The 20,903-nt window shown below is 64.3% G+C and carries 19 protein-coding genes; 4 read left to right on the forward strand and 15 right to left on the reverse strand.

Annotation, left to right across the window (positions count from 1 at the left end; genetic code table 11):
- Nucleotides 1-3: 3 nt before the first annotated feature.
- The 12 genes from HWX00_RS03990 to HWX00_RS04045 form a co-directional block, all read right to left on the reverse strand.
- Nucleotides 4-1,815 (reverse strand): TadG family pilus assembly protein, encoded by a 1,812-nt coding sequence (locus HWX00_RS03990; protein WP_175026994.1) that lies wholly within the window; start codon nucleotides 1,813-1,815, stop codon nucleotides 4-6.
- 12 nt (nucleotides 1,816-1,827) lie between these two features.
- The gene (locus tag HWX00_RS03995; RefSeq protein WP_049032173.1) at nucleotides 1,828-2,151 is read right to left on the reverse strand and encodes a DUF3613 domain-containing protein; all 324 of its coding nucleotides are present in this window, start codon (nucleotides 2,149-2,151) and stop codon (nucleotides 1,828-1,830) included.
- A 23-nt stretch (nucleotides 2,152-2,174) separates the two neighbouring features.
- Nucleotides 2,175-3,002 (reverse strand): tetratricopeptide repeat protein, encoded by an 828-nt coding sequence (locus HWX00_RS04000; RefSeq protein WP_049032172.1) that lies wholly within the window; start codon nucleotides 3,000-3,002, stop codon nucleotides 2,175-2,177.
- A 29-nt stretch (nucleotides 3,003-3,031) separates the two neighbouring features.
- On the reverse strand, nucleotides 3,032-4,030 hold the full coding sequence (locus HWX00_RS04005; protein WP_049032170.1) for a type II secretion system F family protein: 999 nt from the start codon (nucleotides 4,028-4,030) through the stop codon (nucleotides 3,032-3,034).
- 4 nt (nucleotides 4,031-4,034) lie between these two features.
- Nucleotides 4,035-5,015, reverse strand: coding sequence for a type II secretion system F family protein (locus tag HWX00_RS04010; protein ID WP_124669118.1), 981 nt, complete (start codon nucleotides 5,013-5,015; stop codon nucleotides 4,035-4,037).
- A complete protein-coding gene (locus HWX00_RS04015) occupies nucleotides 5,008-6,351 on the reverse strand; it encodes a TadA family conjugal transfer-associated ATPase (protein WP_049029455.1) in 1,344 nt (447 codons plus the stop codon). Before HWX00_RS04015 ends, HWX00_RS04010 begins: the two co-directional genes overlap by 8 nt.
- A 3-nt stretch (nucleotides 6,352-6,354) precedes the next feature.
- Nucleotides 6,355-7,593 (reverse strand): fimbrial protein, encoded by a 1,239-nt coding sequence (locus HWX00_RS04020; protein ID WP_175026995.1) that lies wholly within the window; start codon nucleotides 7,591-7,593, stop codon nucleotides 6,355-6,357.
- A gap of 75 nt (nucleotides 7,594-7,668) precedes the next feature.
- Complete coding sequence (locus HWX00_RS04025) at nucleotides 7,669-9,000, reverse strand: type II and III secretion system protein family protein (protein ID WP_124669120.1); 1,332 nt, start codon at nucleotides 8,998-9,000, stop codon at nucleotides 7,669-7,671.
- A gap of 53 nt (nucleotides 9,001-9,053) precedes the next feature.
- A complete protein-coding gene (gene cpaB, locus HWX00_RS04030) occupies nucleotides 9,054-9,953 on the reverse strand; it encodes a Flp pilus assembly protein CpaB (protein ID WP_049032158.1) in 900 nt (299 codons plus the stop codon).
- 90 nt (nucleotides 9,954-10,043) lie between these two features.
- Nucleotides 10,044-10,538, reverse strand: a complete 495-nt coding sequence (locus HWX00_RS04035; RefSeq protein ID WP_049032157.1) for a TadE/TadG family type IV pilus assembly protein — start codon at nucleotides 10,536-10,538, stop codon at nucleotides 10,044-10,046.
- Nucleotides 10,535-11,029 (reverse strand): A24 family peptidase, encoded by a 495-nt coding sequence (locus HWX00_RS04040; RefSeq protein ID WP_049032156.1) that lies wholly within the window; start codon nucleotides 11,027-11,029, stop codon nucleotides 10,535-10,537. Before HWX00_RS04040 ends, HWX00_RS04035 begins: the two co-directional genes overlap by 4 nt.
- Nucleotides 11,030-11,117: 88 nt before the next feature.
- Nucleotides 11,118-11,288, reverse strand: coding sequence for a Flp family type IVb pilin (locus HWX00_RS04045; RefSeq protein WP_049032155.1), 171 nt, complete (start codon nucleotides 11,286-11,288; stop codon nucleotides 11,118-11,120).
- A gap of 677 nt (nucleotides 11,289-11,965) precedes the next feature.
- Here HWX00_RS04045 and HWX00_RS04050 point away from each other — a divergent pair.
- The 4 genes from HWX00_RS04050 (at nucleotide 11,966) to HWX00_RS04065 (ending at nucleotide 17,582) form a co-directional block, all read left to right on the forward strand.
- Nucleotides 11,966-13,657: a collagen-like triple helix repeat-containing protein gene (locus HWX00_RS04050; RefSeq protein WP_175868089.1), complete on the forward strand. Its 1,692-nt coding sequence runs from the start codon at nucleotides 11,966-11,968 to the stop codon at nucleotides 13,655-13,657.
- Between the two features lie 40 nt (nucleotides 13,658-13,697).
- Complete coding sequence (locus tag HWX00_RS04055; protein WP_175026997.1) at nucleotides 13,698-15,122, forward strand: collagen-like triple helix repeat-containing protein; 1,425 nt, start codon at nucleotides 13,698-13,700, stop codon at nucleotides 15,120-15,122.
- Between the two features lie 144 nt (nucleotides 15,123-15,266).
- Nucleotides 15,267-16,955, forward strand: a complete 1,689-nt coding sequence (locus HWX00_RS04060) for a ShlB/FhaC/HecB family hemolysin secretion/activation protein (RefSeq protein WP_175026998.1) — start codon at nucleotides 15,267-15,269, stop codon at nucleotides 16,953-16,955.
- Between the two features lie 165 nt (nucleotides 16,956-17,120).
- Nucleotides 17,121-17,582 carry a DUF2147 domain-containing protein gene (locus HWX00_RS04065; protein ID WP_034190131.1) on the forward strand — a complete coding sequence of 154 codons (462 nt, stop codon included), beginning with the start codon at nucleotides 17,121-17,123 and terminating at the stop codon, nucleotides 17,580-17,582.
- Nucleotides 17,583-17,685: 103 nt separating this feature from the next.
- Here the strand turns inward: HWX00_RS04065 and HWX00_RS04070 are convergent, their stop codons facing one another.
- The 3 genes from HWX00_RS04070 to lpdA all read right to left on the reverse strand — a co-directional run bounded on the left by HWX00_RS04070 (nucleotide 17,686) and on the right by lpdA (nucleotide 20,868).
- Complete coding sequence (locus HWX00_RS04070) at nucleotides 17,686-18,096, reverse strand: transposase (RefSeq protein ID WP_175026999.1); 411 nt, start codon at nucleotides 18,094-18,096, stop codon at nucleotides 17,686-17,688.
- A gap of 145 nt (nucleotides 18,097-18,241) precedes the next feature.
- A complete protein-coding gene (gene zapE, locus HWX00_RS04075) occupies nucleotides 18,242-19,339 on the reverse strand; it encodes a cell division protein ZapE (RefSeq protein WP_034190133.1) in 1,098 nt (365 codons plus the stop codon).
- 98 nt (nucleotides 19,340-19,437) lie between these two features.
- Nucleotides 19,438-20,868, reverse strand: a complete 1,431-nt coding sequence (gene lpdA / locus HWX00_RS04080) for a dihydrolipoyl dehydrogenase (protein WP_124608014.1) — start codon at nucleotides 20,866-20,868, stop codon at nucleotides 19,438-19,440.
- Nucleotides 20,869-20,903: the final 35 nt, after the last annotated feature.

The following is a 20,903-nucleotide window of genomic DNA, read 5'->3' on the forward strand; positions in this document are numbered from 1 at the left end:
TCTTCAGTAAACCGTTTGGGCGACCCCGCAACTGAGCGAGATCTGATGGACCGTCGCCGCGCCGACCTGGACGCCAAGCAGATTCAGCAGCGGAACGAGGACTGCGTCAAGACTCGATAGGAGCGGGCCGAGCAGGCCGGTCAAAAAGGTGAGCAACGTGGAAACGAAGTTCCCAGGGACCGTCAGGATATTCGCACCGAACAAGCCGAGGTTGACCGTGATCTTCGCGGCCGCGAGCTGCGTCAAGGCCGAACTGAGCGCCGAACCCAGCGCATTCGAATTCACCGTCCAGTAGTCCGCATCGATCCCGGGCACGCCATTGAAGGTATGCGATTGGGCAGCGCCTTGCACCTGAACCGATACGTTGGACAGCGTCGCCGTCAACTGCGCAAGTCCGAGCACGTTCGCATTGATGATCTGCCCGGGCGACGTACAACTGTAAGCCGACGACAGGCTAATCTTGCCGGACGAATCGAGCGGCGGCTGGCCAATGCACAGATTGGCTACGCCCGGTTGAGCAGTAATGACGACCGTGCTCGCCGCCTGCGTGGACGCACATTGCGTCGAATTCAACGTTGCGGTGCCGGTACCGACTTGCAGATAAATCGGCAGGTTCACATCGACATTCACGTTCAGCAAATTCAGCAACGCGCCGACCAGTGGCAATTGCGTCGTGCCAAGATCGACATTGAGATATACACCCACCGCAGCGGTCGACGCCTTCGTGCGCCACGTTCCCGTCGATGGATCGATCCCGCCTTCGCCGATGCCGATCGATGGAGGGCTGATGATCTGCACCTGCAGTTGCGTCCCCGTCAGCCCGCCGAGATTCAGCGACGGCACATTGACCGTGACCGCCGGCTTGCCCGTTGCTGCGATTTCCGCACTGACGAGCAGCAGATCGAGCAGGTCCACCTGCGCATTGAGTGCCGCCTGCGTATCCGCGAGCGCGACGTTCAGCAATCCGCCCGCTCCGCCGAGGCCAATCGACGTCCCCGGAATGTTGGCGTTCAGGATCGCCTGCAGCGTGGCGAGGCTCGCCTGCAGGCTTGCGTTCGCGACGGTCGTTTGCGTGGCCGCGTTCACCATCAGTTGGACCAGTTGCGGCAACGTGAGCTTGAGCGCAAGCAATTGATCGACCGTGCCGACGCCAGCCGCCACGACGAGATCGCCGATCGTCACGTTCGTACATGCGAGCGATTGATACGACCCGATGTTGAGGTTCAGGCCGGCGCCGAGCAGCCCGCCGATCAGTCCGTTGACGAGCCCTGGATTGCCGGACACCGGGGCAGATCCGCCGGCGCAGCCGACACCACCGAGCGCGGCAAGGGTTGCGCCGACCGAGAAGGTATCGATGTTCGTCGACCGCGCGGTCGATACAGCGGATACGGGCTGCGGCGGTCCAACGAAGAAGAACGGCACCTGACGCGTGACGATCACCTTGGCCGCGTTCAACTGCGTGGTCCCTGGGGTCGCGGAAGCGTAGTAGCTGGGTTTCGGGTTGACCGCCGTGTCCCAGCGGCCACATTCGACACTGATCGTATCGCCGTTCGATGCATTGAGCCCGTTCGACTGCGCATTGCTGGTCGCGGTGGCCGTCGGCTGCGAACACGCGTCATCCATCCGCTGCACGGCCGCGAGCGCGGCCATGTCGGCAATCCGCTGCACGTCCCGACGCTGATAAAAGAGATTACCGACGCCAATGGCGCCGAGCGTCGTGATGGCGATCAGCGTCGCGATGATCGCCATCACCGAGAACGCGCCGCGCTGACGTGCCGCGCGGCGGATAGCGCCGCCACCGTGCCGGGTATTCACCGTTTTGCTCCGTCAACGCGCGAGGTCGCCACCGGACAGTCCACCGCTGCCACCGCTATTGCCGCCGCCCGACGCCGACATCGTGCCGAACCACTGCGGAATCGTCGTCTTGAACGAGTCGATATAGCGCTGATAGGCATACGTCCCAGCCGCGCCGTCGATCGGTTGCGGCGTGACGGCCGCGCGATTCGAACGCTGCAGGTCGAGCAGAGCGTTCGTAGCATGACCGATTTCGGACGCCGGCGTGTCGCCTTGCGCATGCGCGATGCCCGCGCCAAGCGTGCACGCGAACGCGATGCACACTGCTTGCACGCGGATTGAGGAAAGGTGAAACATGATGGCCTCCGTGAATATCGTCGTTATCGCGCGAAACGCTGCAGCAGCGGCACCGCAAGATCGAAGTTGTCGCTGCTCGCAACCGACGGCACGGGCACATTGCCTGGCACGTGTGCGACTGCGCGTTGTTTCGCGCGCATCGCGGCCTCGACCTTCATCTCGTCGTCGCGAATCTGGCCGCGCACCGCGGGCGAAAGCTTCTGCTGATCCATCAGCCGCCGCGCGTCCTTCGCATGACCGCTCGCGAGCAGATAAAGCACAAAGTTGCTGAGGATTTTCGGGTTCTTCTGCTCGAGTTCGGCTGCCTTCAGCAGCGGCACGCGTGCGCCTGCCAGGTCGCCTTCGCGCATTTTCGAATATGCGAGGTCGGACAGCGTCGCCGCATCGGTCGGCGCAAGCACCGTCGCCTGTTCGAGTTGCTGCGCGGCAAGCGCAAAATCGCCACGGGCGCCGGCGGTCAGACCCAGCCCGCGGTAGCCGCGCGCGGCGAGCGGTGACGTCAGCAACTTCGTATAGGCGGCCACGCCGGCGTCGTACTGACCGGTCGCGCGCAATGCGTCGGCACGCAGCAGGATCGTGTCCGGCGATGCACCATATTGCTTCTCGTACTGATCGATGTGGGCCAGTGACGCAAAATACAATCCCTGCCCCTGCATCCGCTCGATCAAGCCCAGGTACATGCCTGGCGTATCGGGTGGTGCACTCTTGTCGGCAGCCGCCTGCATCAGCGCGCCGCGCTCGGCCTGCGCACCGATCCCGTATCCGGACTCCTTGAACAACGAGCACCCGCCGGCGAGCAACCCGACCGCCGTCGCCCCTGCGATCGTGCGGATCCAACCAAATCGATTCATCTTGTGTCGCTCCTTCCCCTCATGCCGCGTCAGTGCTGAAACGCGGCAAGCGCGGACAGCACGGTCATGATCCCGGGCCCCGCGGTAACGATCAACAGCGCCGGCAACAGTGTGACAATCATGACGCCAGTCATCTTCACCGTCAGGCGGCCGATCTGCTCCCGCAGCGTCGCACGACGCCCTTCGCGCAGTCGGTCGCCAAACTGCTTCAGCGGCTCCTGCACCGCGCCGCCGTGCTTGTCCACCTGAATCAGCAATCGCACGATCGCACGCAGATCCTCGTTGTCGAAGCTGTTCGTGAGACGTTGCAGCGATTGTTCGCGCGTGCGTCCGGCCGCGAACTGCCGTTGCGCAACGCCGAGCTCCCACGACAATACGGGCAGCATGGTCTGAAAATCGTGCGTGACAACCTGAATGCTCTGGTCGAGCGACAGACCGACACCCTGCAGCAGCCTCAGCATGTCGACAAGCAGCGGCAATTCAGCCGCAATGCTCTGTCGGCGTGCAGTGGCACGCCGACGCACGTAAATTTTCGGCAACATGTAGCCGGTCACGAGCGCGAAGGAGATCCAGAGCGGCCAGCGCGCCTCATGTCCGCGGCTGACCAGTACCAACATGGCGAGCGCCGGCAGCAGGATGGCGCCAACGATGCGCGCACTGACAAACAGCGCTCTCGCACGAACGTCGACAAAACCGCACTGATCCAGCAATTGGCGATCCTCGTCGGCGATCAGATATCGGCTGAAGCCGGTTTCGAGCCACCGCATCCCGACGTCTTCGAAGCGTTCGCGCAGCCCCGCGAAACGCCCGCGCGCTGCAGCAGGTGCTGCCGCATCGCGCGCAGGCTCGGCGGAACCGGCTCGCGCTGCGGCCGCTTCGATTGCCGCAGTCCGTCGGTCAAGCGCATTCACCAGCGCACGCTCGGCACGCTGCACGAGTACGACGCGAACGATCGCGAGCGCGGCAAGCAGCAACACGCCGACCGATCCGAGCACCAGCGCCAGTGCGCCTAAACGGTTTGCATCCATCGATTCACCTCAGCCGCGCAAGCCGATACAGCCAGAAACCACCTATCGCCTGCAGCGCAAACGCCAGATAAATCAGTTGGCGCCCGGAGTCGTCATTCCACATCGCCGTGAAGTAGCGCGGGCTCGTGGAGATGACGAAGCTACCGACTGCGATCGGCAACAGCGCCAGCACCCATGCAGACAGCCTGGTCTCGGCCGACATCGCGGACAGCTCGCGTTCGGCCTGCTCGAGATCGCGCATGAACGTCGACATCCGATCGAGCATCACGTCTGCCCGGCCGCCATAGCGAACCGACAGGCGCAGCACAGCACCGACCAGTTCGAATTCGCGAATCCGGTACGTGTGTGCAATGTGCAGCATCGCACGATCGATCTCGACGCCAGAGCGCAGCATCTGCGACACGTCGTCGAGGCAACGGCGCAACGGCATCTCGGCCGTCTGAAGCGCTGACTGGAAAGCCGCCGGTACGCTGTTCCCGAGAGTCACGAGCCGAACGATCCCGTCGAGGAACGACGGCAACTGGCGGACGATCTTCAGGCGGCGCCGGCTGATACGCGATGTAATCCACAGGACGACAAGCACCCCGCCCGCAATAAGCGCAGCTGCGGCCGCGAGCATCCCGCCGGCCATGCCGGCCCATAGCGCGAGCAGCGCAATGATCGCGAGCCCCAGCACAAGGCCGGCGCGCACTTCATCGAGGCCTGCGCGGTCGGACAGCACGGTCCACGCGTCGAACACCAACGAGCGCCAGCGCGCCAAACCCTGTTCCGACGCCTGCGCGTTCACCATACCGGCCGCCGCGGTACGCATGGTGCGTGCGTCGCCGGCCGGCAGTTCGGTGCGTGCGCCCTGGCCCACCCGGCTGTCGAAGAATCGTTGCGTATGCGCGCGCCCTTCCCGCACCTGGCTTCCGCGCCACAGCAGCAACCCGGCCGCCGCACAGATCAGCGCGAACATCAGCGCGAGCAAGGTGGCGCTAGACATTGAAACCTCCGCCACGCCCGAAATTGCCGCCGAACCCGCCGCCGCTCGACACCAGCGTGTTACGGAAACGTGCAAGCTTCGGCGAATGCGGATGAATGCCGAGCGACTCCCAATGATCGATCTCGTCGCCCTCAGGCGTAACGCGCGCCTCGTAGCGATACAGTTCCTGCGTCGATACGATGTTGTCCGACATGCCGGTGACTTCGGTGATCGACAGGATGCGCCGACGACCGTTGGACAGCCGGCCAATCTGTACGATGAAATCGATCGCATTGGCAATCTGCCGGCGCAGACTTGCTTCGGTACCCTGAAAACCGGCGAAACCGGCAAGCATCTCGAGCCGGTACAGGCACTCACGCGGCGAACTCGCGTGCACGGTGCCCATCGATCCGTCGTGACCTGTATTCATCGCCTGCAGCATTTCGAGCACTTCGCCGCCGCGCACTTCGCCGACGATGATTCGGTCCGGCCGCATCCGCAACGTGTTTCGCAACAGGTCGCGAATCGTCACGACGCCGCTGCCGTCAAACCCGCCTGGACGGCTCTCGAGCCGCACGACGTGCGGGTGATTCAACGACAATTCGGCCGTATCCTCGATCGTCACGACGCGTTCGGCCATGGGAATATGGAACGCGAGCGCGTTCAGCAGCGACGTCTTGCCCGAACTGGTGCCGCCCGACACGAGGACGTTGCAGCGCGCCTCGACCGCGGCCTCGAGCAACCGGCCAATTTCTTCGTTGTAGGTGCCGTTGCCAAGCAGATCCTCGGGCTTCAGCGGGTCCTTGCGGAACTTACGGATCGACACGACCGGACCGTCGATCGACAGCGGTTCGATCACGACGTTGACACGGCCGCCGTCGGGCAGCCGCGCATCGACCATCGGATTCGATTCGTCGAGTCGCCGGCCAACCGGAGCGAGAATCCGTCGCACGATCCTCAGCAGATGGGCGTTGTCGGTAAAGCGGATCGGCAGCTTCGACAGGATCCCGTGCCGTGACACGTAGATGTCGTTGTAGCCGTTGATCAGGATGTCTTCGACGTGCGGATCCGCCAGCAGGTCTTCGATCGGCCCGAAACCGGCGAGCTCCTTCGTCAGCGCCTCGGCAACGGCACGCACCTCACTCTCGTTGAGCGGGATCCGCCGTAGCCGCACGAAGCTGTCGATCTCGAGATCGACGAACTGGTTGATCGCCTGTCGCGACCAGCGGCCGAATTCGGCGCCCAGTTCCTCAATCCGCGTGAGCAGATGTTCGTGAGCGGCATTCTTGATGTCGTGGAACTGTTGCGTTTGCGAGAACGGCGCTGCGCCGTCGGCAAATTGAATGTCGTGTGCCATCACTTACGACCGCTTCGTTGAGGATTGAATGATTCGCCTGAGCGCCGAGAGACCGCCAGCCGCACGCTGTGCCGCTCCCGGCGCCGGCGCACCCGCGAGGCGCTCGACCAACGGTCCGAGCGCACGTACATACGGATCGCGTTCCGTGACTTCCGCAATCAGCTTGCCCTGGTTCGCCGCATGCCCGATGGACACCCGCCGTGACGGTAACGTCGCGACCAGCGACAACTCCAGCCGTTCGGCGATCTGTGCAGGCATCAGCCCGAGATCTGCGTCGAACTGGTTGACGACGAGCCGAATCCGTTCGGTCGCGGCCCCCGCGTCGCGCAGCCCGTCCAGCATCTCCACCGCCGAAACGACCGACGCCACGCCCTGATCGCACACGAGCCATGCTTCGTCCGCAAGATTCACGACCTGCGCGATGAATTCGCGATTCGGGAACCCGCCGAGATCGACAATCTGGTGATCGAAGAACGCCCGCAGCCGATTGAGCAATGCCGAGCACGACGCCGTTGCAACCTCGCGCAGATCGGCGAGGTTCGGCGGGAGCGTCGTCAGTGCAACACCACTCGAATGGCGCGCGAGCGCAGTCGTCACGAACGTGCGGTCGATTCGACGCAGGTTGCGTACGGCTTCGACGAAATGGAATTCGCAGCGCGTATTCAGGAACAATGCACCGTCGCCAGCCGGCAATCCGAGATCAAGGAGCGCCGCCGTCAGTGCGGGATCGGCAGGCCGCCGCTGCATCAACACCGACAGGTTCGCGGCCAGCGTGCTCACGCCCATCCCGGCGCGAGCGCCGAGCAACGCGGTGACCTTCCCGTGCCGATTCGCCGGCTCACCGACGTTGTCGAGCAACACTCGCGTGATCCGCAGCGCCTCGTCAGCCGGCGCGGAAAAATCGACAAAATCGCGCACGCCCGCGCGCAGCGCGGCGAGTGCTCCCTCCGGTTGCGCGAGCGAACCCAGCGCGACGACCGGCACCCCTGGATGTGATACGCGTACCGCGGCGACAGCCGTACTCGCCGCCGCGCAATCACCCGAAAAATCGATGAACACCAGCGCAGGATTCAACACGCCGATGCGCTGCGACAATGCTGCACCATCGAGCGGCGCGCCCTCGACGGCGCCGGCCGAGACCAGCGACTGCGACAGCCAATGCACATGCTCCGCAAGCGAGGATGCGCACACGAAGTGGTCGGTGACGGCGGGCTCAGCCAAAGAATAGGTTCTCGCATTCATCTTGGATACTCCCAATGAAGCAAGGCATCGCGTCGCGCGCGACGGCCTGCGCTGCCCCGTAACGACTCGGCGCGCTCATTTCGAGAACCCCGGTCCTGCGTCTGGCGACGCCATGCCGCCCAGATAAGAACGCCACACGGGAGCATCGCGCTGCTCGGACAGTTCGCCCGGCGTCGCCGGCAGCGATGCGCCTTGCGCAATCGGTGCGACGAGGTGCGGCGTAACGATGATCACGAGTTCCTTGTCGTTCTGCTGGTAACTCAGATTCTTGAAAAACGCGCCGATGATGGGCAGATCACCCAGGAACGGCACCTTGTTGACGTTGGACGTCGTCTCCCGGTCGACCAGGCCGCCGATGACGAAGCTTTCGCCATCGCCAAGTTCGACGGTTGTGTCCGCACGTCGCGTTGTCAGCGCGGGCACCTGGATTCCGTTGATCGTGATCGAATGCACGAAGTCGAGCTGGCTCGACTCGGGTGCGACCTTCAGCGCGATCCGCCGCGGGTTCAGCACGGTCGGCGTGACAGTGAGCCCAACACCATAAGGTTTCCACTCGATGGAAATCGTGCCGAGCGATTGCGGCACCGGCACCGGAATTTCTCCGCCCGCGAGGAAGTTCGCACTCTGGCCGGACAACGCGACAAGCGTAGGCTGGGCAAGCACGCGGGCAAGATTGTTCGCCTCAAGAATCGACAGATCCGCGAACAGCCCATGCGACACCGAGTTGACGACGAGGTTGAACGCAGAAGAAATCGGCACGTTCGTATTGTATGTAAGCGAGCCGCCCGGCGTACCGGTAATCGACGTCAGCCCCGTCGGCGCGAATGCACCGAACGAAAAACCGTTGCTCTGCTTGAAGAAGTTGAGACCCGCCTGCTTCAGCACCGAACGGCTGAATTCAACGACACGCACGTCAACCTGCACGACGTTCTTGCCGGAAATCGTCGACGCATCAAGCGTCGTCCCGTCCTTGCCGCTGACTGTCTTCGCTGCATGAACCGCCCGCTGATGCCCGTCGAGGGTCCCGGACGCGCCGCCGATCACCGTCGTGCCGCCATACGTATTCACGCTCGGCGATGCACCGTCAAGCAGTGCACGCGCGGCACCACTCGTGACATTCACGTTGTAGACGGTCGGTTCGTCACGGCCACGCTCCCAGATCATCACATTCGTCGACCCGGCATTCTTCGCGACGAGCAACACGCCGCCGCGCCCACCCTTCACGACAAGCACATCGGCGACCGACGGATCACCAATCGCAACCCGCTGCAGCGTGTGCCCCATTGCAAGCTGCCGTTGTGCGCCGACCGCAAGGCTGATCGTCCCGCTCGTGTCGGCCGCGTCCGACAGCGGCGGCATTGCCAGCGCGCTCAATGCAATAGCCAATCCAATCAGTTTCTTTTTCATTGTTTTGGAGGCATCGATCCGCCCCCCTTCTCTGGTTGTCGTCTTCGTCCCGCTCAATAGGCGACCGTCTCGGCCCGCCCACCCCGAATCACTTCGATGCTGCCACCGCCCGCATGCCGCGTGGCTGCCCGCACCACCGCACGCGGGGCCGGCGCCGTCGCGCTCTTCGACAACTCACCCAGCATCACGCCGGCTGCGGCGAGCGCTGACGGACTCTTGTCGTCACCCACACGGACCGCGACGGTCTGCGTCGCGACATCGTCGTCGCGCGGGCTGCGAAGCGCGAGGACGATCCGGCCGCTCTGTTCGGCAAGCGTCAGCGCATCCACCTGCGCGGTCGGCACTGCCAGCACCGCGGTCCGTATCCCGACCACGGAACCGTTTGAGCTGTCCCGCTCGGTTGTGGCATCGCCAAACGACAGCACGCGGACCTTCGACATCAGCAATCGAGCCTGGGTATTCACGATCTCGGCCGTCGACGTCCCGCCAATCGCCACGCCAGTCCCATCGCGTTTCAGGTTCAGGAACACGTCGACATAGTTGCCGGGCCGCACCCGGTTGCCAACCGCGTTGGTCTCGTCGACCTTGATCGCGACGGCGCGTTCTCCCGGCGCGATCTGCTCGGCAAGGCCGGAGGACAGTGCGCTTGCAACGACGGCCGCCTGCGCGGGAATGTCGGCAGCGGGAATGCGGCCAACCAGTTGCAGCGGATCGGCAAACGCACCCTTTGGCGCGGCCGTCGACTGTTGAATCTTCAACGCATCGGCCGGAATCGGCTGGCCGGCCTGCAATGGCCGGGTCGCCACAACGACGGGCACGCTTTGCGTCGCCACCGTCGCGGCAACCGGCGCGACGTCGGCCGGCTTGCGGCCGAGCATCCACGCATAGACGCCGAGCAGGACCGCGATCGCGATCAGCAAGCCCGCAATGATCTTCGTCAGGTTGTTGGCCATGGTGTTGTTATGCTTCCCCGCTACTCACGATTGAATTCTTCGTGCGACGTTGCCGGCCAGGCGTTCTCGACCCGGCACCATCGCTTCCATCTATAAGATGTTGACCGGGCTGATCTGCACCATCGCGGTTCCGACGAGCGCCGACGGCACCGGCAACAGCGAGCCGAGCAGCGGAAACGGCGGGACCAGCGGGTTTTGCGAATACGGATAGGTCAGCGTAATCTGCACGCACAGCATCGTCGTGTCGTATGAACAGCTACCTTGCTGCGTCGGCGTGCATGTCGCCCCTTTCAGCCACGTAGTGAGGTTCGTTGCGGCCGTGCAGGCGGCCTGCGCCCGCGCCGCAAGCGCGGCTTGCTGCGCCGCCGGCACCGACGCAGCCGCCCCAACCTGCTGATAATTCAGCGCGGCGCGAGCGCCCTCGGTTGCCGCAAGCGTCAGGTTTTGCTGCGCGGCGAAGATCATTCCGTACGTGATGATCGCGTACAGGATCAGAAAGAACACCGGCAGCATCAACGCAAATTCAATAGCCGTCGCGCCACGCTCGCGACGCCGGATTCCTGACGCGAGACGAGAGAACGTCATTGAATTCCCCCGGTCGCGATCCGGTACACGCACCACAACGCCGCCGGAATCACGAGAAAGGCGGCATACGGCGACGCGCGGAAACCGGCAATCTCCATCGTCGGAGCACGTCGCTGCCACAGCGCAGACACCGGCGTACGGGTGGCAACGATCAGCGTGCCGGCATGGGCAAACGCGAGCAGGCTCGCCACGATCCAAAGCCACAACAGCGCATGGGCACCACACCACGCGCCCAGTACCGCGAATACCTTGACATCCGCAGCACCCATTACGCGCAGCACGAAAAATGGGAAAAGACTGATGAGGCCAATCAGTACGCCGACGAGCGCCTGATTTACCGATATGCCGAACGGGTTGTGTCCGGAGAGCACAAATGCAGCCACGAACCCACCGATCACCAGTGAATTCGGTATACGCCTGTGACGAATATCCTCGAGCGCGACGAGTACCGCCCACGCGAGGAAAACCCCGACGCCAGTTAGCAGGATCATTTACGCCCCGAGCGGCAAAACTTACCTACGCGGATTGCCGAAGCAACCCGCGCCCCTATCAGCAGGGAATTGAGCGAAAGCTCGTTCGTTATGCCGCCGGCAACTTGCTCGCGATGTAGCTGAACGCCCCCGAGATGCCACCCGTCAGCGTGGACATGGCACTGACGAGAGCGACTGCGATAAGTCCGGCAATGAGTCCATACTCGACTGCGGTAACCCCGTTTTCTTCCGAAAGGAAACGCTTGATGATTGCTTTCATTTTATTCCTCGTGCCTGTATTTACGTTTTCTGGCCTTTTATACGTATACGTCCCCGCATATCTGGCCGCTTTGCCCCGCTCGTTCGCCACATCTGCTGCAACGACAACCGGGTGCGCTTTCTTTATAGGTCGCCCCGAAGGGCATTGCTCACAATTTGATGCAAGTTAACATTCGCGATAGTGACCCTCCTCGAACGTTGTGTACCGAACCGTACATTTGCTTACATCTGCTCCGGATTCTATATCCGATCCTATTTAAGTTCCAACCTCTTTTAACGACTCTGTCGGAAAAAATCTTCAGGAGCACAGCGTATTTGTACGGCGTTTCGGTACGACTTACACATAGGATTTACGATAGGTTAGATGTGCACGCCTAATCCACCAGTAAAACAATTGCCTCGTCCATCAAGCTCGCTCGCCACCCACGTTACGCCGCACGCGTAACGCCAATGTTGTGACGTTACGTTACGAAACGGCCGAAACCGTTCTCATTCATCTGCACTTAAACAGATTCAACAATCTTTCAATCTCCTCGACTTCCTTTCCCGACAAGGAATTGCGTCGTTTAAAACCGGTTGTAGACCTGCCGGGCATCGAAATGGCACGACAGTTGCAGAGTAGTCCTCGCACCACTCAACACAACGCAGTTCACAACACATTTTTAATGCGAGGAAGAAATGGACATCAAGGTTATCCCTCATGGCGTGTTCCGGACGACTCTGATCGCGGCCACCGTTGCAGCCATGCTTTCCCTCTCCGCGTGCGGCGGTTCCGGTTCGATCAGCCAGGGGCTCGGCGGCGGCTCGAGCTCGGGCGGCGGTGACACGATCTCGACGTCGGGTGGCGGCAGCTCCGGCACGAGCGGCACCTCGGGCACGAGCGGTACCTCCGGCACCAGCGGAACCTCGGGCACGAGCGGTACCTCCGGCACCAGCGGCACCTCGGGCACGAGCGGCACCTCCGGTACCAGCGGAACCTCGGGCACGAGCGGTACGTCGGGCACGTCGGGCACGTCGGGTGTGTCGTCGAACGCGGTGGGACAGGTCCTCGCAAGCAGCAGCAATATCGTCACGGGTGTCGGCAGTACCGTCTCCGGTCTCGGCTCGGTCATCGGCAGCCAGTCGCTGCCGGGCGTCAACCCGGCCACCACGCAAGCCGCAGGCGGCATCGTGCAAAGCGTCGGCGGCGCGGTGACCGCACTCGGCAACGGCCTCGGCAACGGTCTCGGCCAGCTCGGCGCAACGAAGGATCCGCTCGGCACCACGCTCGCCAGCACGGGAGGCGTCGTCAACCAGCTGGGCGGCGCAGTCACGGACACCGGCAAACTGGTCACGAGCCTCGGCAGCGGCCCGCTGTCGCCACTCGCACCGGTCACGGGTGCCGTCGGCGGCCTCGTGTCGACGCTCGGCGGCGCCGTATCGAACGGCGGCACGACCCTCACCAATGCGCTGTCGACCGGCCCGATCCAGCAAGTCACGCAGACGGTCAGCTCGGCCATCACGCCGATCACGACGATGGTCGGCCAGACGACCCAGACGATCGGCACGGCCACCGGCCTCGGCGCACCGGTCAACACGCTGCTCGGCACGATCGGCAACGGGCTGAACCAGGCCGGCGCACTGCTCGCGTCGACGGGCGGCAATCCGGTCACGACAGGCCTCGGCAACACCGTCTCGGCGACGGGCAATACCGTGAAGGCCGTCGGCGGCCTGCTCACGGGCGGCACCGGCGGCGTGACCAACCCGCTCGCCCCGCTCACGGGCCTCGTCTCCACGGTTACCGGCGCACTCGGCGGCGCAACGGGTGGCGGCAGCGGCCCGCTCGCACCGGTCACCGGCCTCGTCTCCACGGTCACCGGCGCACTCGGCGGTGCAACGGGTGGCGGCAGCGGCCCGCTCGCACCGGTTACCGGCCTCGTCTCCACGGTCACCGGCGCACTCGGCGGTGCAACGGGTGGCGGCAGCGGCCCGCTCGCACCGGTTACCGGCCTCGTCTCCACGGTCACCGGCGCACTCGGCGGCGCAGCAGGCGGCGGCAGCGGCCCGCTCGCACCGGTTACCGGTCTCGTCTCGACGGTCACGGGTGCGCTCGGCGGTGCAACGGGCGGAACGAGCGGCGGTCCGCTCGCCCCGGTCACGGGTCTCCTCGGTGCAGTCACGGGTGCGCTTGGCGGCGTGGCCGGCAGCGCAGGCGGCAGCAGCCCGCTCGCCCCGGTGACGAATGCCGTCTCGACGGTCACCAGTTCGGTCGGCGTACCGGCACTGAGCGGCGGCACGGGTGCGGTCACGAACTCGGGCTCGTCGTCGAACCCGCTCGCGCCTGTCACGTCGCTGATCGGCGGCCTGCTCGGCGGCACGCACGGCAAGTAATCCGACATCCATTCATCGAAAAGACAGCGAGGAGTCCATCATGTCCCAGCAACGTTCCATCACGACGGCCGCCCTGCGCCAGTGGCGTGCGCCCCTCACCGCCTTCGCCGCGGCCTGCCTGCTGGCCGCGTGCGGCGGCGGCGGCGTCAGCTCGCCGCCGAGCAGCAGCAATAACAACAACAATCCGAGCACGAGCGGCACGTCCGGCACCAGCGGCACCAGTGGCTCGTCCACCGGCACCAAGGGTGTCGTCAGCACGGTCGGCCAGACGGCCAGCGACCTCGGCAGCACGGTCGGCAACATCAGCCTGCCGGGCCTCGGCGACGGCGTGACGAAGGGTGTCGGCAGCACGCTGTCCAGCACCGGCACGATCATCGGTGCGGCCGCCGATGCCGTGAGCAACGGGCTGGGACAGATCGGCTCGACGAAGGATCCGGTCGGCACGACGGTTGCCGGCCTCGGCAATGTCGTCGGCGCGACGAGCAACACGGTGTCCGGCCTGAGCTCGACGGTCAAGGCGCTCGGCACGGGTCCGCTCGCGCCGCTCGCCCCCGTCACGACGCCGGTCGGCACCGTGCTCGACACGGTCGCCAACGGCCTGACGGCCGCCGGCACGACGATCGGCTCGACGCTGTCGTCGGGCGCCGTCCAGCAGGTCACGCAACCGATCAGCTCGGCGATCACGCCGCTCGTGATCACGGCCGGCCAGGTCACGCAACAGGTCGGCACGACGACCGGCCTCGGCCAACCCGTCTCCGGCCTGCTCGGCCAGATCGGCGGCGCGATCAGCTCGGCGGGCAAGCAAGTCGGCGGCACGTCGAGCCAGCCGCTCGTCGGCGACGTCGGTCAACTCGTGACCGCGGTCGGCAACACGGTGACCAACACGGGCGGCCTCGTCAACCCGAACGGCCCGAACGGCGCCGCACCGATCCCCGGCCTGATCACGAGCCTCGTCGGCGGCTCGACGGCGACCGTCCAGAACGGCACGTCGTCGGGTTCCGGCTCGACGAACCCGCTCGGCGGCCTGCTGTCCGGTCTCGGCTCGACGCCGCTGGGCTCGCTCACGGGCGCAATCGGCGGCGCAACCGGCGGCTCGGGCAGCGGCCCGCTCGCGCCTGTCACGGGCCTCGTGTCGACGGTCACCGGCGCACTGGGCGGCGCGGCAGGCGGCAGCGGCGGCCCGCTCTCCCCCGTCACGAATCTCGTGTCGACGGTCACCGGCACGCTCGGTGGCGCAACGGGCGGCGCAGGCAGTGCAAACCCTCTCGCGCCCGTCACCGGTTTGCTGAATACTGTCACCGGAGCAGTGGGCGGTGCAGCAGGATCGGGTGGTGCGAGCCCGCTCGCGCCGGTCACGTCGCTGGTCGGCAGTGTCACGGGTACGGCATCGTCGGGCAGCGGTTCGACGGGCCTGCTGGCACCGGTAACGGGGTTGCTTGGCACGCTGGGTAGCGTTGGCAAGTAAGGACGACGGTCGCACCATCGCAGCCGGAGCGAATGGCGCGGTCGTACATACACAACCGGCATGGCGGCACGCGGCGCGCGACACCCTGGTGTCGCGCGCCGGCATTACAAAGAAGACGAAAAGCAAGGCCTACGAGGAAGAACAATGAAATCCAGACTCGACAGATGGATGATGATGCTGCTCGCCGTCACGGCGGCAAGCACGGCACATGCACAATCGCGCGTCGGCGGTAACCCGCTCGACTCCCTTCCGCAGATCAACGCACCGAAGACCGGCCCGAACGTTACCGTGCAGGTCGCACCGCAAGCGCCGCAACTGCAGGAGCTACTGTCGCGCCACCTGACGCCGTCGACGTTTCAGGTCGAAGGCGTGAAGTCGGTGCCGTTCGAGGAAATCTCGCGTCGCTTCACGCCCCTCGTCGGCAAGGACATCACGATCGGCGACCTGATCGAAACCGCGAACGGCGTGACGAAGCTGTACCAGGAGCGCGGCTACGCGCTGTCGTTCGCGTTCGTTCCCGCGCAGACGTTCGAGAACGGCGTCGTGCGCATCACGGTAGTCGAAGGCTACGTGTCGGACGTCAAGGTCACCGGCAAGCCCGGTGCGATGGAACCGAAGATCCGCGCGATCGCCGCGCACATCACCGACGATCGCCCGCTGCGCCGCGCGACGTTCGAGCGCTACGTCAACACGTTCGGCCTGCTGCCCGGCCTCACGGTGAAGGCGAACGTCCCGCCGCCGCAAACCACCGACGGCGCCACGACGCTCGAACTCGCGGTCGACCGCAAGCCGTTCAACGTCAGCACCGGCATCGACTTCAACCACCCGGGCGTCCAGGGCCTGATCACCGCGACCGAAAACGGCCTCACGCGATTCGGCGAGCAGCTGAGCATCTCGGCGCTCGCGCCGCCGGGACGCGACAAGCAGACCTACTTCGCGTTCAGCGGCGCGGTGCCCGTCGGCAGCAGCGGCCTGATCACGCGCCTCGATGCAAGTACGTATCGCGGCAAGCCGACCGACAATCCGGGGTTGCCGTCGTACGTGCAGCGTACGGTCAAGAACGAGAAGCTTGGTCTTTCGGCATCCTATCCGATCTTGTTGAATAATCAGCGCAGCCTGCTCGGCACCGTGTCGGGCTACGCATCGCACAACGAGGATCGCTACCAGAACCAGATCAACGGTGCGAGCCTCGATACGCGCTCGCAGGTCCGCGTGCTGCAGATGCAGCTCGACTACACGAGCGTCCAGCCGAAGCAGGTCCAAAAGCTGAGCGTCAACGTCGCGAAGGGTTTCAACATTCTCGGCGCGTCGAAGTCGCAGGACATCACCGTCGGCACGACAACGACCTCGGTGGACAGCCCGATTTCGCTGACCTTCGTTCGCACGGGGGCGACTTTCACGCAAACCAACGAATGGCCGTTCCGAATCGGCACATCGGTTTCGCTGACCGGTCAATACAGTCCCGACTCGCTGCCAACGTCCGAACAGATCTCGTTCGGCTCGACGCGCTACGCGCTCGGTTATCAGCCTGGCGAAGCGTCAGGTGACTCGGGCTGGGGGATGTCGCTGGAGGTCAATCGCGGCTTCACGCCGGGCTGGACGTATCTGAAATCGATCACGCCGTACGTCGCCTACGACATGGCGCGCGTATACCTGCATTCGGGCACGCCGTCACCAAACCGCATGTCGTCGGTCGGCATCGGCGTGCGATTCACGGACAGCCGCTTCTACAGTCTCGACCTGAACATCGCGAAGCCGATCGGCGACGCACCCGTCGAAAGCGCGTCGCGCAGCCCGCGCATCAACGCGGCCTTCTCGTATCAGCTCAACTGATCGGACACCAAACAGCCCGCTTCACGCGGGCTGTTTCGATTAGAGTCCCCTCTATCAAACGTGGCACGCGGTTTCACGTATTCTGGCGAAGCTCGCAACATGCCCGCCCCATGCAGACGGTCGTGCGGGCGAATGAACACGACATGCAAAACAAGGAGGATGACAATGATTCAACTGACTCGCCCGTTGCGTGCAATCGCCGTTGCCGGTGCACTGCTCGCCTGCGCAGCCCCCACGTTCGCACAGGCCGACAGCCCCATCGGCATGTGGCAGACGATCGACGACAACACCCATCAGCCGAAGGCACTCGTGCAGATCGCCGAAGACGGCGACGGTGCGCTGACGGGCAAGGTCGTCAAGGGCCTCGGCGCGAACGATACGCCCGATCGCCGCTGCACCGCCTGCACGGACGAGCGCAAGGATCAGCTCATCAAGGGCATGACGATCATCAAGGCGATGAAGAAGGAAGGCGACCACTGGGACGGCGGCAACATCCTCGACCCGGAAAACGGCAAGGTCTACAAGTGCAAGATGACGCTTGAAGACGGCGGCCAGAAACTCGTGGTGCGCGGTTACATCGGCGTATCGCTGCTCGGCCGGTCGCAGACCTGGGTTCGCCAGCAATAACGCAGCACGCTGCCGACTCGCGCGGCGCAATGAAAAATCGGCCTGCGACGAAGTCGTCAGGCCGATTTTCTTTGGGTGCGGGCGTGACGGAAACCGATCCGCATCACGCCGCATGCTTCAGCGAGTCGGGCGCGTAGGAGCCCGGTGTGCGATACGCGGGTACCGCATTGCTACGCGCCTCCGCCGCCTTCGATTGCGTGTGCTTGCGCATCCGTGCGGACAATTCATTGCACAGATTCACGCCCGAATCGCCGTAGAGTTCACGCATCACGTTCAACAGCGTGCCCGTCTCGTGCCAGACCTTGAAGCGGCGATGGCAAGTTTGATACGACGGGTAACGGCGCGGTATGGCAGACCACGTTGCGCCGCTGTAGATCACCCAAAGCACGCCGTTCAGGACGGCGCGCGTATTGGCTAACGGACGACCGCGCAACTCGGTGCGCGGCTGCATTTCGGGCAGAAGCGGCGCAACACAGCGCCACTCGTGGTCGGTCAGATCGCGATACGGTGTCATGGACATCTCCAGCCTTGGTAACCATGACACAACGATATCGGCTCACCTCAACGATGAATATAAGACAAATCCGAAAATACCCCGAGATTGCGCGAATTTGACCGGAATTGACGTTTGAATCCCGTCGATTACCCGGACGACGCAATCAGGTCAGCGACGTATCGACGATGCGACGCGGCGTTTCGAGATACTCCTTCGACTGCATCTCGACGATTCGCGACACCGTGCGCGCGAATTCGTTGGCCATCGGGCCTTCGACGTACAACGCCTCCGCCGGCACCGCCGCCGACATCAGCAGCTTGACCTTGTGGTCGTACAGCACGTCGATGAGCCACGTGAAGCGTCGCGCCTCGGACGCCATCCGCGGCGACATCTGCGGCACCTCGGACAACACGATCGCATGGAAGCGGCTCGCCAGCTCGAGATAGTCGTTCTGCGATCGCGGGCCGCCGCACAGCGTCGCGAAGTCGAACCAGACGACGCCGTCCGCCTTGCGCAGCGCCTTCAGCTCGCGCTTCTCGATATGCAGGATCGGGCTTTCGTCGGGTACCGCCGCGAGCTTGCCGAACGCATGACGCAGTTCGCGATCGGCGTCCGCACCGAGCGGCGTGTGATACATCTTCACCTGTGCGAGCGTGCGCTGACGGTAGTCGACGCCCGCGTCGACGTTCAGCACGTCGAGCTTGTCCTTGATCAGCGCGATCGCCGGCAGCATGCGGTCGCGATGCAGGCCGTCCGGATACAGGTCGTCGGGATCGTAGTTGGACGTCATCACGAACTGCACGCCGTTGTTGAACAGGCGGTCGAGCAGACGGTACAGGATCATCGCGTCCGCGATGTCCGACACGTGGAATTCGTCGAAGCAGATCAGCCGGTAGCGCTTCGCGATGCGCCGCGCGAGTTCGTCGAGCGGATCGGCCTGCCCTTTCAGTTCCTCGAGCTCGCGGTGCACTTCGCGCATGAACTCGTGGAAATGCAGGCGCGTCTTGCGCTGCACGGGCACGACGGCGTAGAAGCTGTCCATCAGGAAGCTCTTGCCGCGGCCCACCCCGCCCCACATGTAGACGCCGCGCGGGAGATCCGGGTGATTGATCAGCTTCTTGAACGCGTTCGAGCGGCGCGCCTTGTATTCGACCCACTCGTCGAAGCAACGCTGCAGGCGATCGACGGCCGCGCGCTGGGCGGGATCGGACTGATAGCCGCGCGTGGTCAGTTCGCGCGTGTAGTATTCGGTGACGTTCATCGGGCAAACCGGAAAGAACGAAGGCGAGCGGGAAACCCCGCCCGCCTTCGTCAAGAGACGGCTGCGCCGGTCGATGGCCGACAGGCGCTACACCATGCTCAGCTGTTTAGCGAGCGCTTGTCGACGGCGAGCGCCGCTTCGCGCATCACTTCCGACATCGACGGGTGCGGATGGCAGATGCGGGCGATGTCTTCCGACGCCGCCTTGAATTCCATCGCCACCACCGCTTCCGCGATCAGGTCCGACGCGTTCGCGCCGATCACGTGCACGCCGAGCAGCTCGTCGGTCTTCGCATCCGCGATCATCTTCACGAAACCGTCCGGCGCGTTCATGCCGAGTGCGCGGCCGTTGATCGAGAACGGGAACTTGCCCGACTTGATCTCGCGGCCTTCCGCCTTCAGCTGCTGCTCCGTCTTGCCGACCCACGCGATTTCCGGGTACGTGTAGATCACCCACGGAATGCAGTTGTAGTCGATGTGCGGCTTCTGGCCGTCGATCACTTCCGCGACCAGCACGCCTTCGTCTTCCGCCTTGTGCGCGAGCATCGGGCCGCGCACCACGTCGCCGATCGCGTACACGTTCGGCACCGCCGTACGGCAGTGGTCGTCCACGTCGATGAAGCCGCGCTCGTTCGCCTTCAGGCCGATCGCCTCGAGGCCGAGGTTGTCGGTGTTCGGCACACGGCCGACCGACACGATCAGGCGGTCGGCGTCGAGCGTCTGCGCGTTGCCGTCCTTGTCGGTGTAGGCGATCGACACGCCGTTCGCGGTCGTCTTCACTTCGCCGATCTTCACGCCGAGATGGATGTCGAGACCTTGCTTCTTGAACAGCTTGGCCGCTTCCTTCGCGAGCGCTTCGTCGGCGGCGCCGAGGAATGCCGGCAGCGCTTCGAGCACCGTCACTTCGGCACCGAGGCGACGCCACACCGAGCCGAGCTCGAGGCCGATCACGCCTGCGCCGATCACGGCGAGCTTCTTCGGCACCGAGTCGAACGTCAGCGCACCTTCGTTGTCCGACACGATCTTGTTGTCGACCGGGATGCCCGGCAGGTGACGCGCCTTCGAGCCCGTCGCGATGATCACGTTCTTCGCGGTGACGACTTCGGTTTCACCCTCGCCGCTCACTTCGATCTGCACGCCGGCGTCGGTCTTGCCGGTGAACTTGCCATGGCCCTTCAGCCAGGTGATCTTGTTCTTCTTGAACAGGAACTCGATCCCGCTCGTCATTTTCTCGACGATCGCATCCTTGCGGCCGAGCATCTTCGCGACGTCGATCTTCACGCCGTCGACCGTGATGCCGTGGTCGACCAGGTGATGCGACGCGTTCTCGAACTCTTCCGACGAGGCGAGCAGCGCCTTCGACGGAATGCAGCCGACGTTCAGGCAGGTGCCGCCGAGCTTCAGCGCGCCGGCCGGGTTCTTCCACTTCTCGATACAGGCAACGGTCTTGCCGAGCTGCGCGGCGCGAATCGCGGCGATGTAGCCGCCGGGGCCGGCGCCGATCACGACGACGTCAAATTCCTTGGACATGACAATCCTTTCTACTTGTACGCCCGCGGGTTCAC

This window comes from Burkholderia seminalis DSM 23518 (assembly GCF_902832885.1).
GTDB lineage: Bacteria > Pseudomonadota > Gammaproteobacteria > Burkholderiales > Burkholderiaceae > Burkholderia > Burkholderia seminalis.

Coding starts and splice junctions, on each gene's coding strand:
- HWX00_RS04020 (WP_175026995.1), bottom strand. CDS start 7,593: ATGAATGCGAGAACCTATTCTTTGGCTGAGCCCGCCGTCACCGACCAC.
- HWX00_RS04040 (WP_049032156.1), bottom strand. CDS start 11,029: ATGATCCTGCTAACTGGCGTCGGGGTTTTCCTCGCGTGGGCGGTACTC.
- cpaB (WP_049032158.1), bottom strand. CDS start 9,953: ATGGCCAACAACCTGACGAAGATCATTGCGGGCTTGCTGATCGCGATC.
- HWX00_RS03995 (WP_049032173.1), bottom strand. CDS start 2,151: ATGTTTCACCTTTCCTCAATCCGCGTGCAAGCAGTGTGCATCGCGTTC.
- HWX00_RS04065 (WP_034190131.1), top strand. CDS start 17,121: ATGATTCAACTGACTCGCCCGTTGCGTGCAATCGCCGTTGCCGGTGCA.
- lpdA (WP_124608014.1), bottom strand. CDS start 20,868: ATGTCCAAGGAATTTGACGTCGTCGTGATCGGCGCCGGCCCCGGCGGC.
- HWX00_RS04010 (WP_124669118.1), bottom strand. CDS start 5,015: ATGTCTAGCGCCACCTTGCTCGCGCTGATGTTCGCGCTGATCTGTGCG.
- HWX00_RS04045 (WP_049032155.1), bottom strand. CDS start 11,288: ATGAAAGCAATCATCAAGCGTTTCCTTTCGGAAGAAAACGGGGTTACC.
- HWX00_RS04015 (WP_049029455.1), bottom strand. CDS start 6,351: ATGGCACACGACATTCAATTTGCCGACGGCGCAGCGCCGTTCTCGCAA.
- HWX00_RS04055 (WP_175026997.1), top strand. CDS start 13,698: ATGTCCCAGCAACGTTCCATCACGACGGCCGCCCTGCGCCAGTGGCGT.
- HWX00_RS04000 (WP_049032172.1), bottom strand. CDS start 3,002: ATGAATCGATTTGGTTGGATCCGCACGATCGCAGGGGCGACGGCGGTC.
- HWX00_RS04035 (WP_049032157.1), bottom strand. CDS start 10,538: ATGACGTTCTCTCGTCTCGCGTCAGGAATCCGGCGTCGCGAGCGTGGC.
- HWX00_RS04070 (WP_175026999.1), bottom strand. CDS start 18,096: ATGACACCGTATCGCGATCTGACCGACCACGAGTGGCGCTGTGTTGCG.
- HWX00_RS04005 (WP_049032170.1), bottom strand. CDS start 4,030: ATGGATGCAAACCGTTTAGGCGCACTGGCGCTGGTGCTCGGATCGGTC.
- HWX00_RS04025 (WP_124669120.1), bottom strand. CDS start 9,000: ATGAAAAAGAAACTGATTGGATTGGCTATTGCATTGAGCGCGCTGGCA.
- zapE (WP_034190133.1), bottom strand. CDS start 19,339: ATGAACGTCACCGAATACTACACGCGCGAACTGACCACGCGCGGCTAT.
- HWX00_RS04060 (WP_175026998.1), top strand. CDS start 15,267: ATGAAATCCAGACTCGACAGATGGATGATGATGCTGCTCGCCGTCACG.
- HWX00_RS04050 (WP_175868089.1), top strand. CDS start 11,966: ATGGACATCAAGGTTATCCCTCATGGCGTGTTCCGGACGACTCTGATC.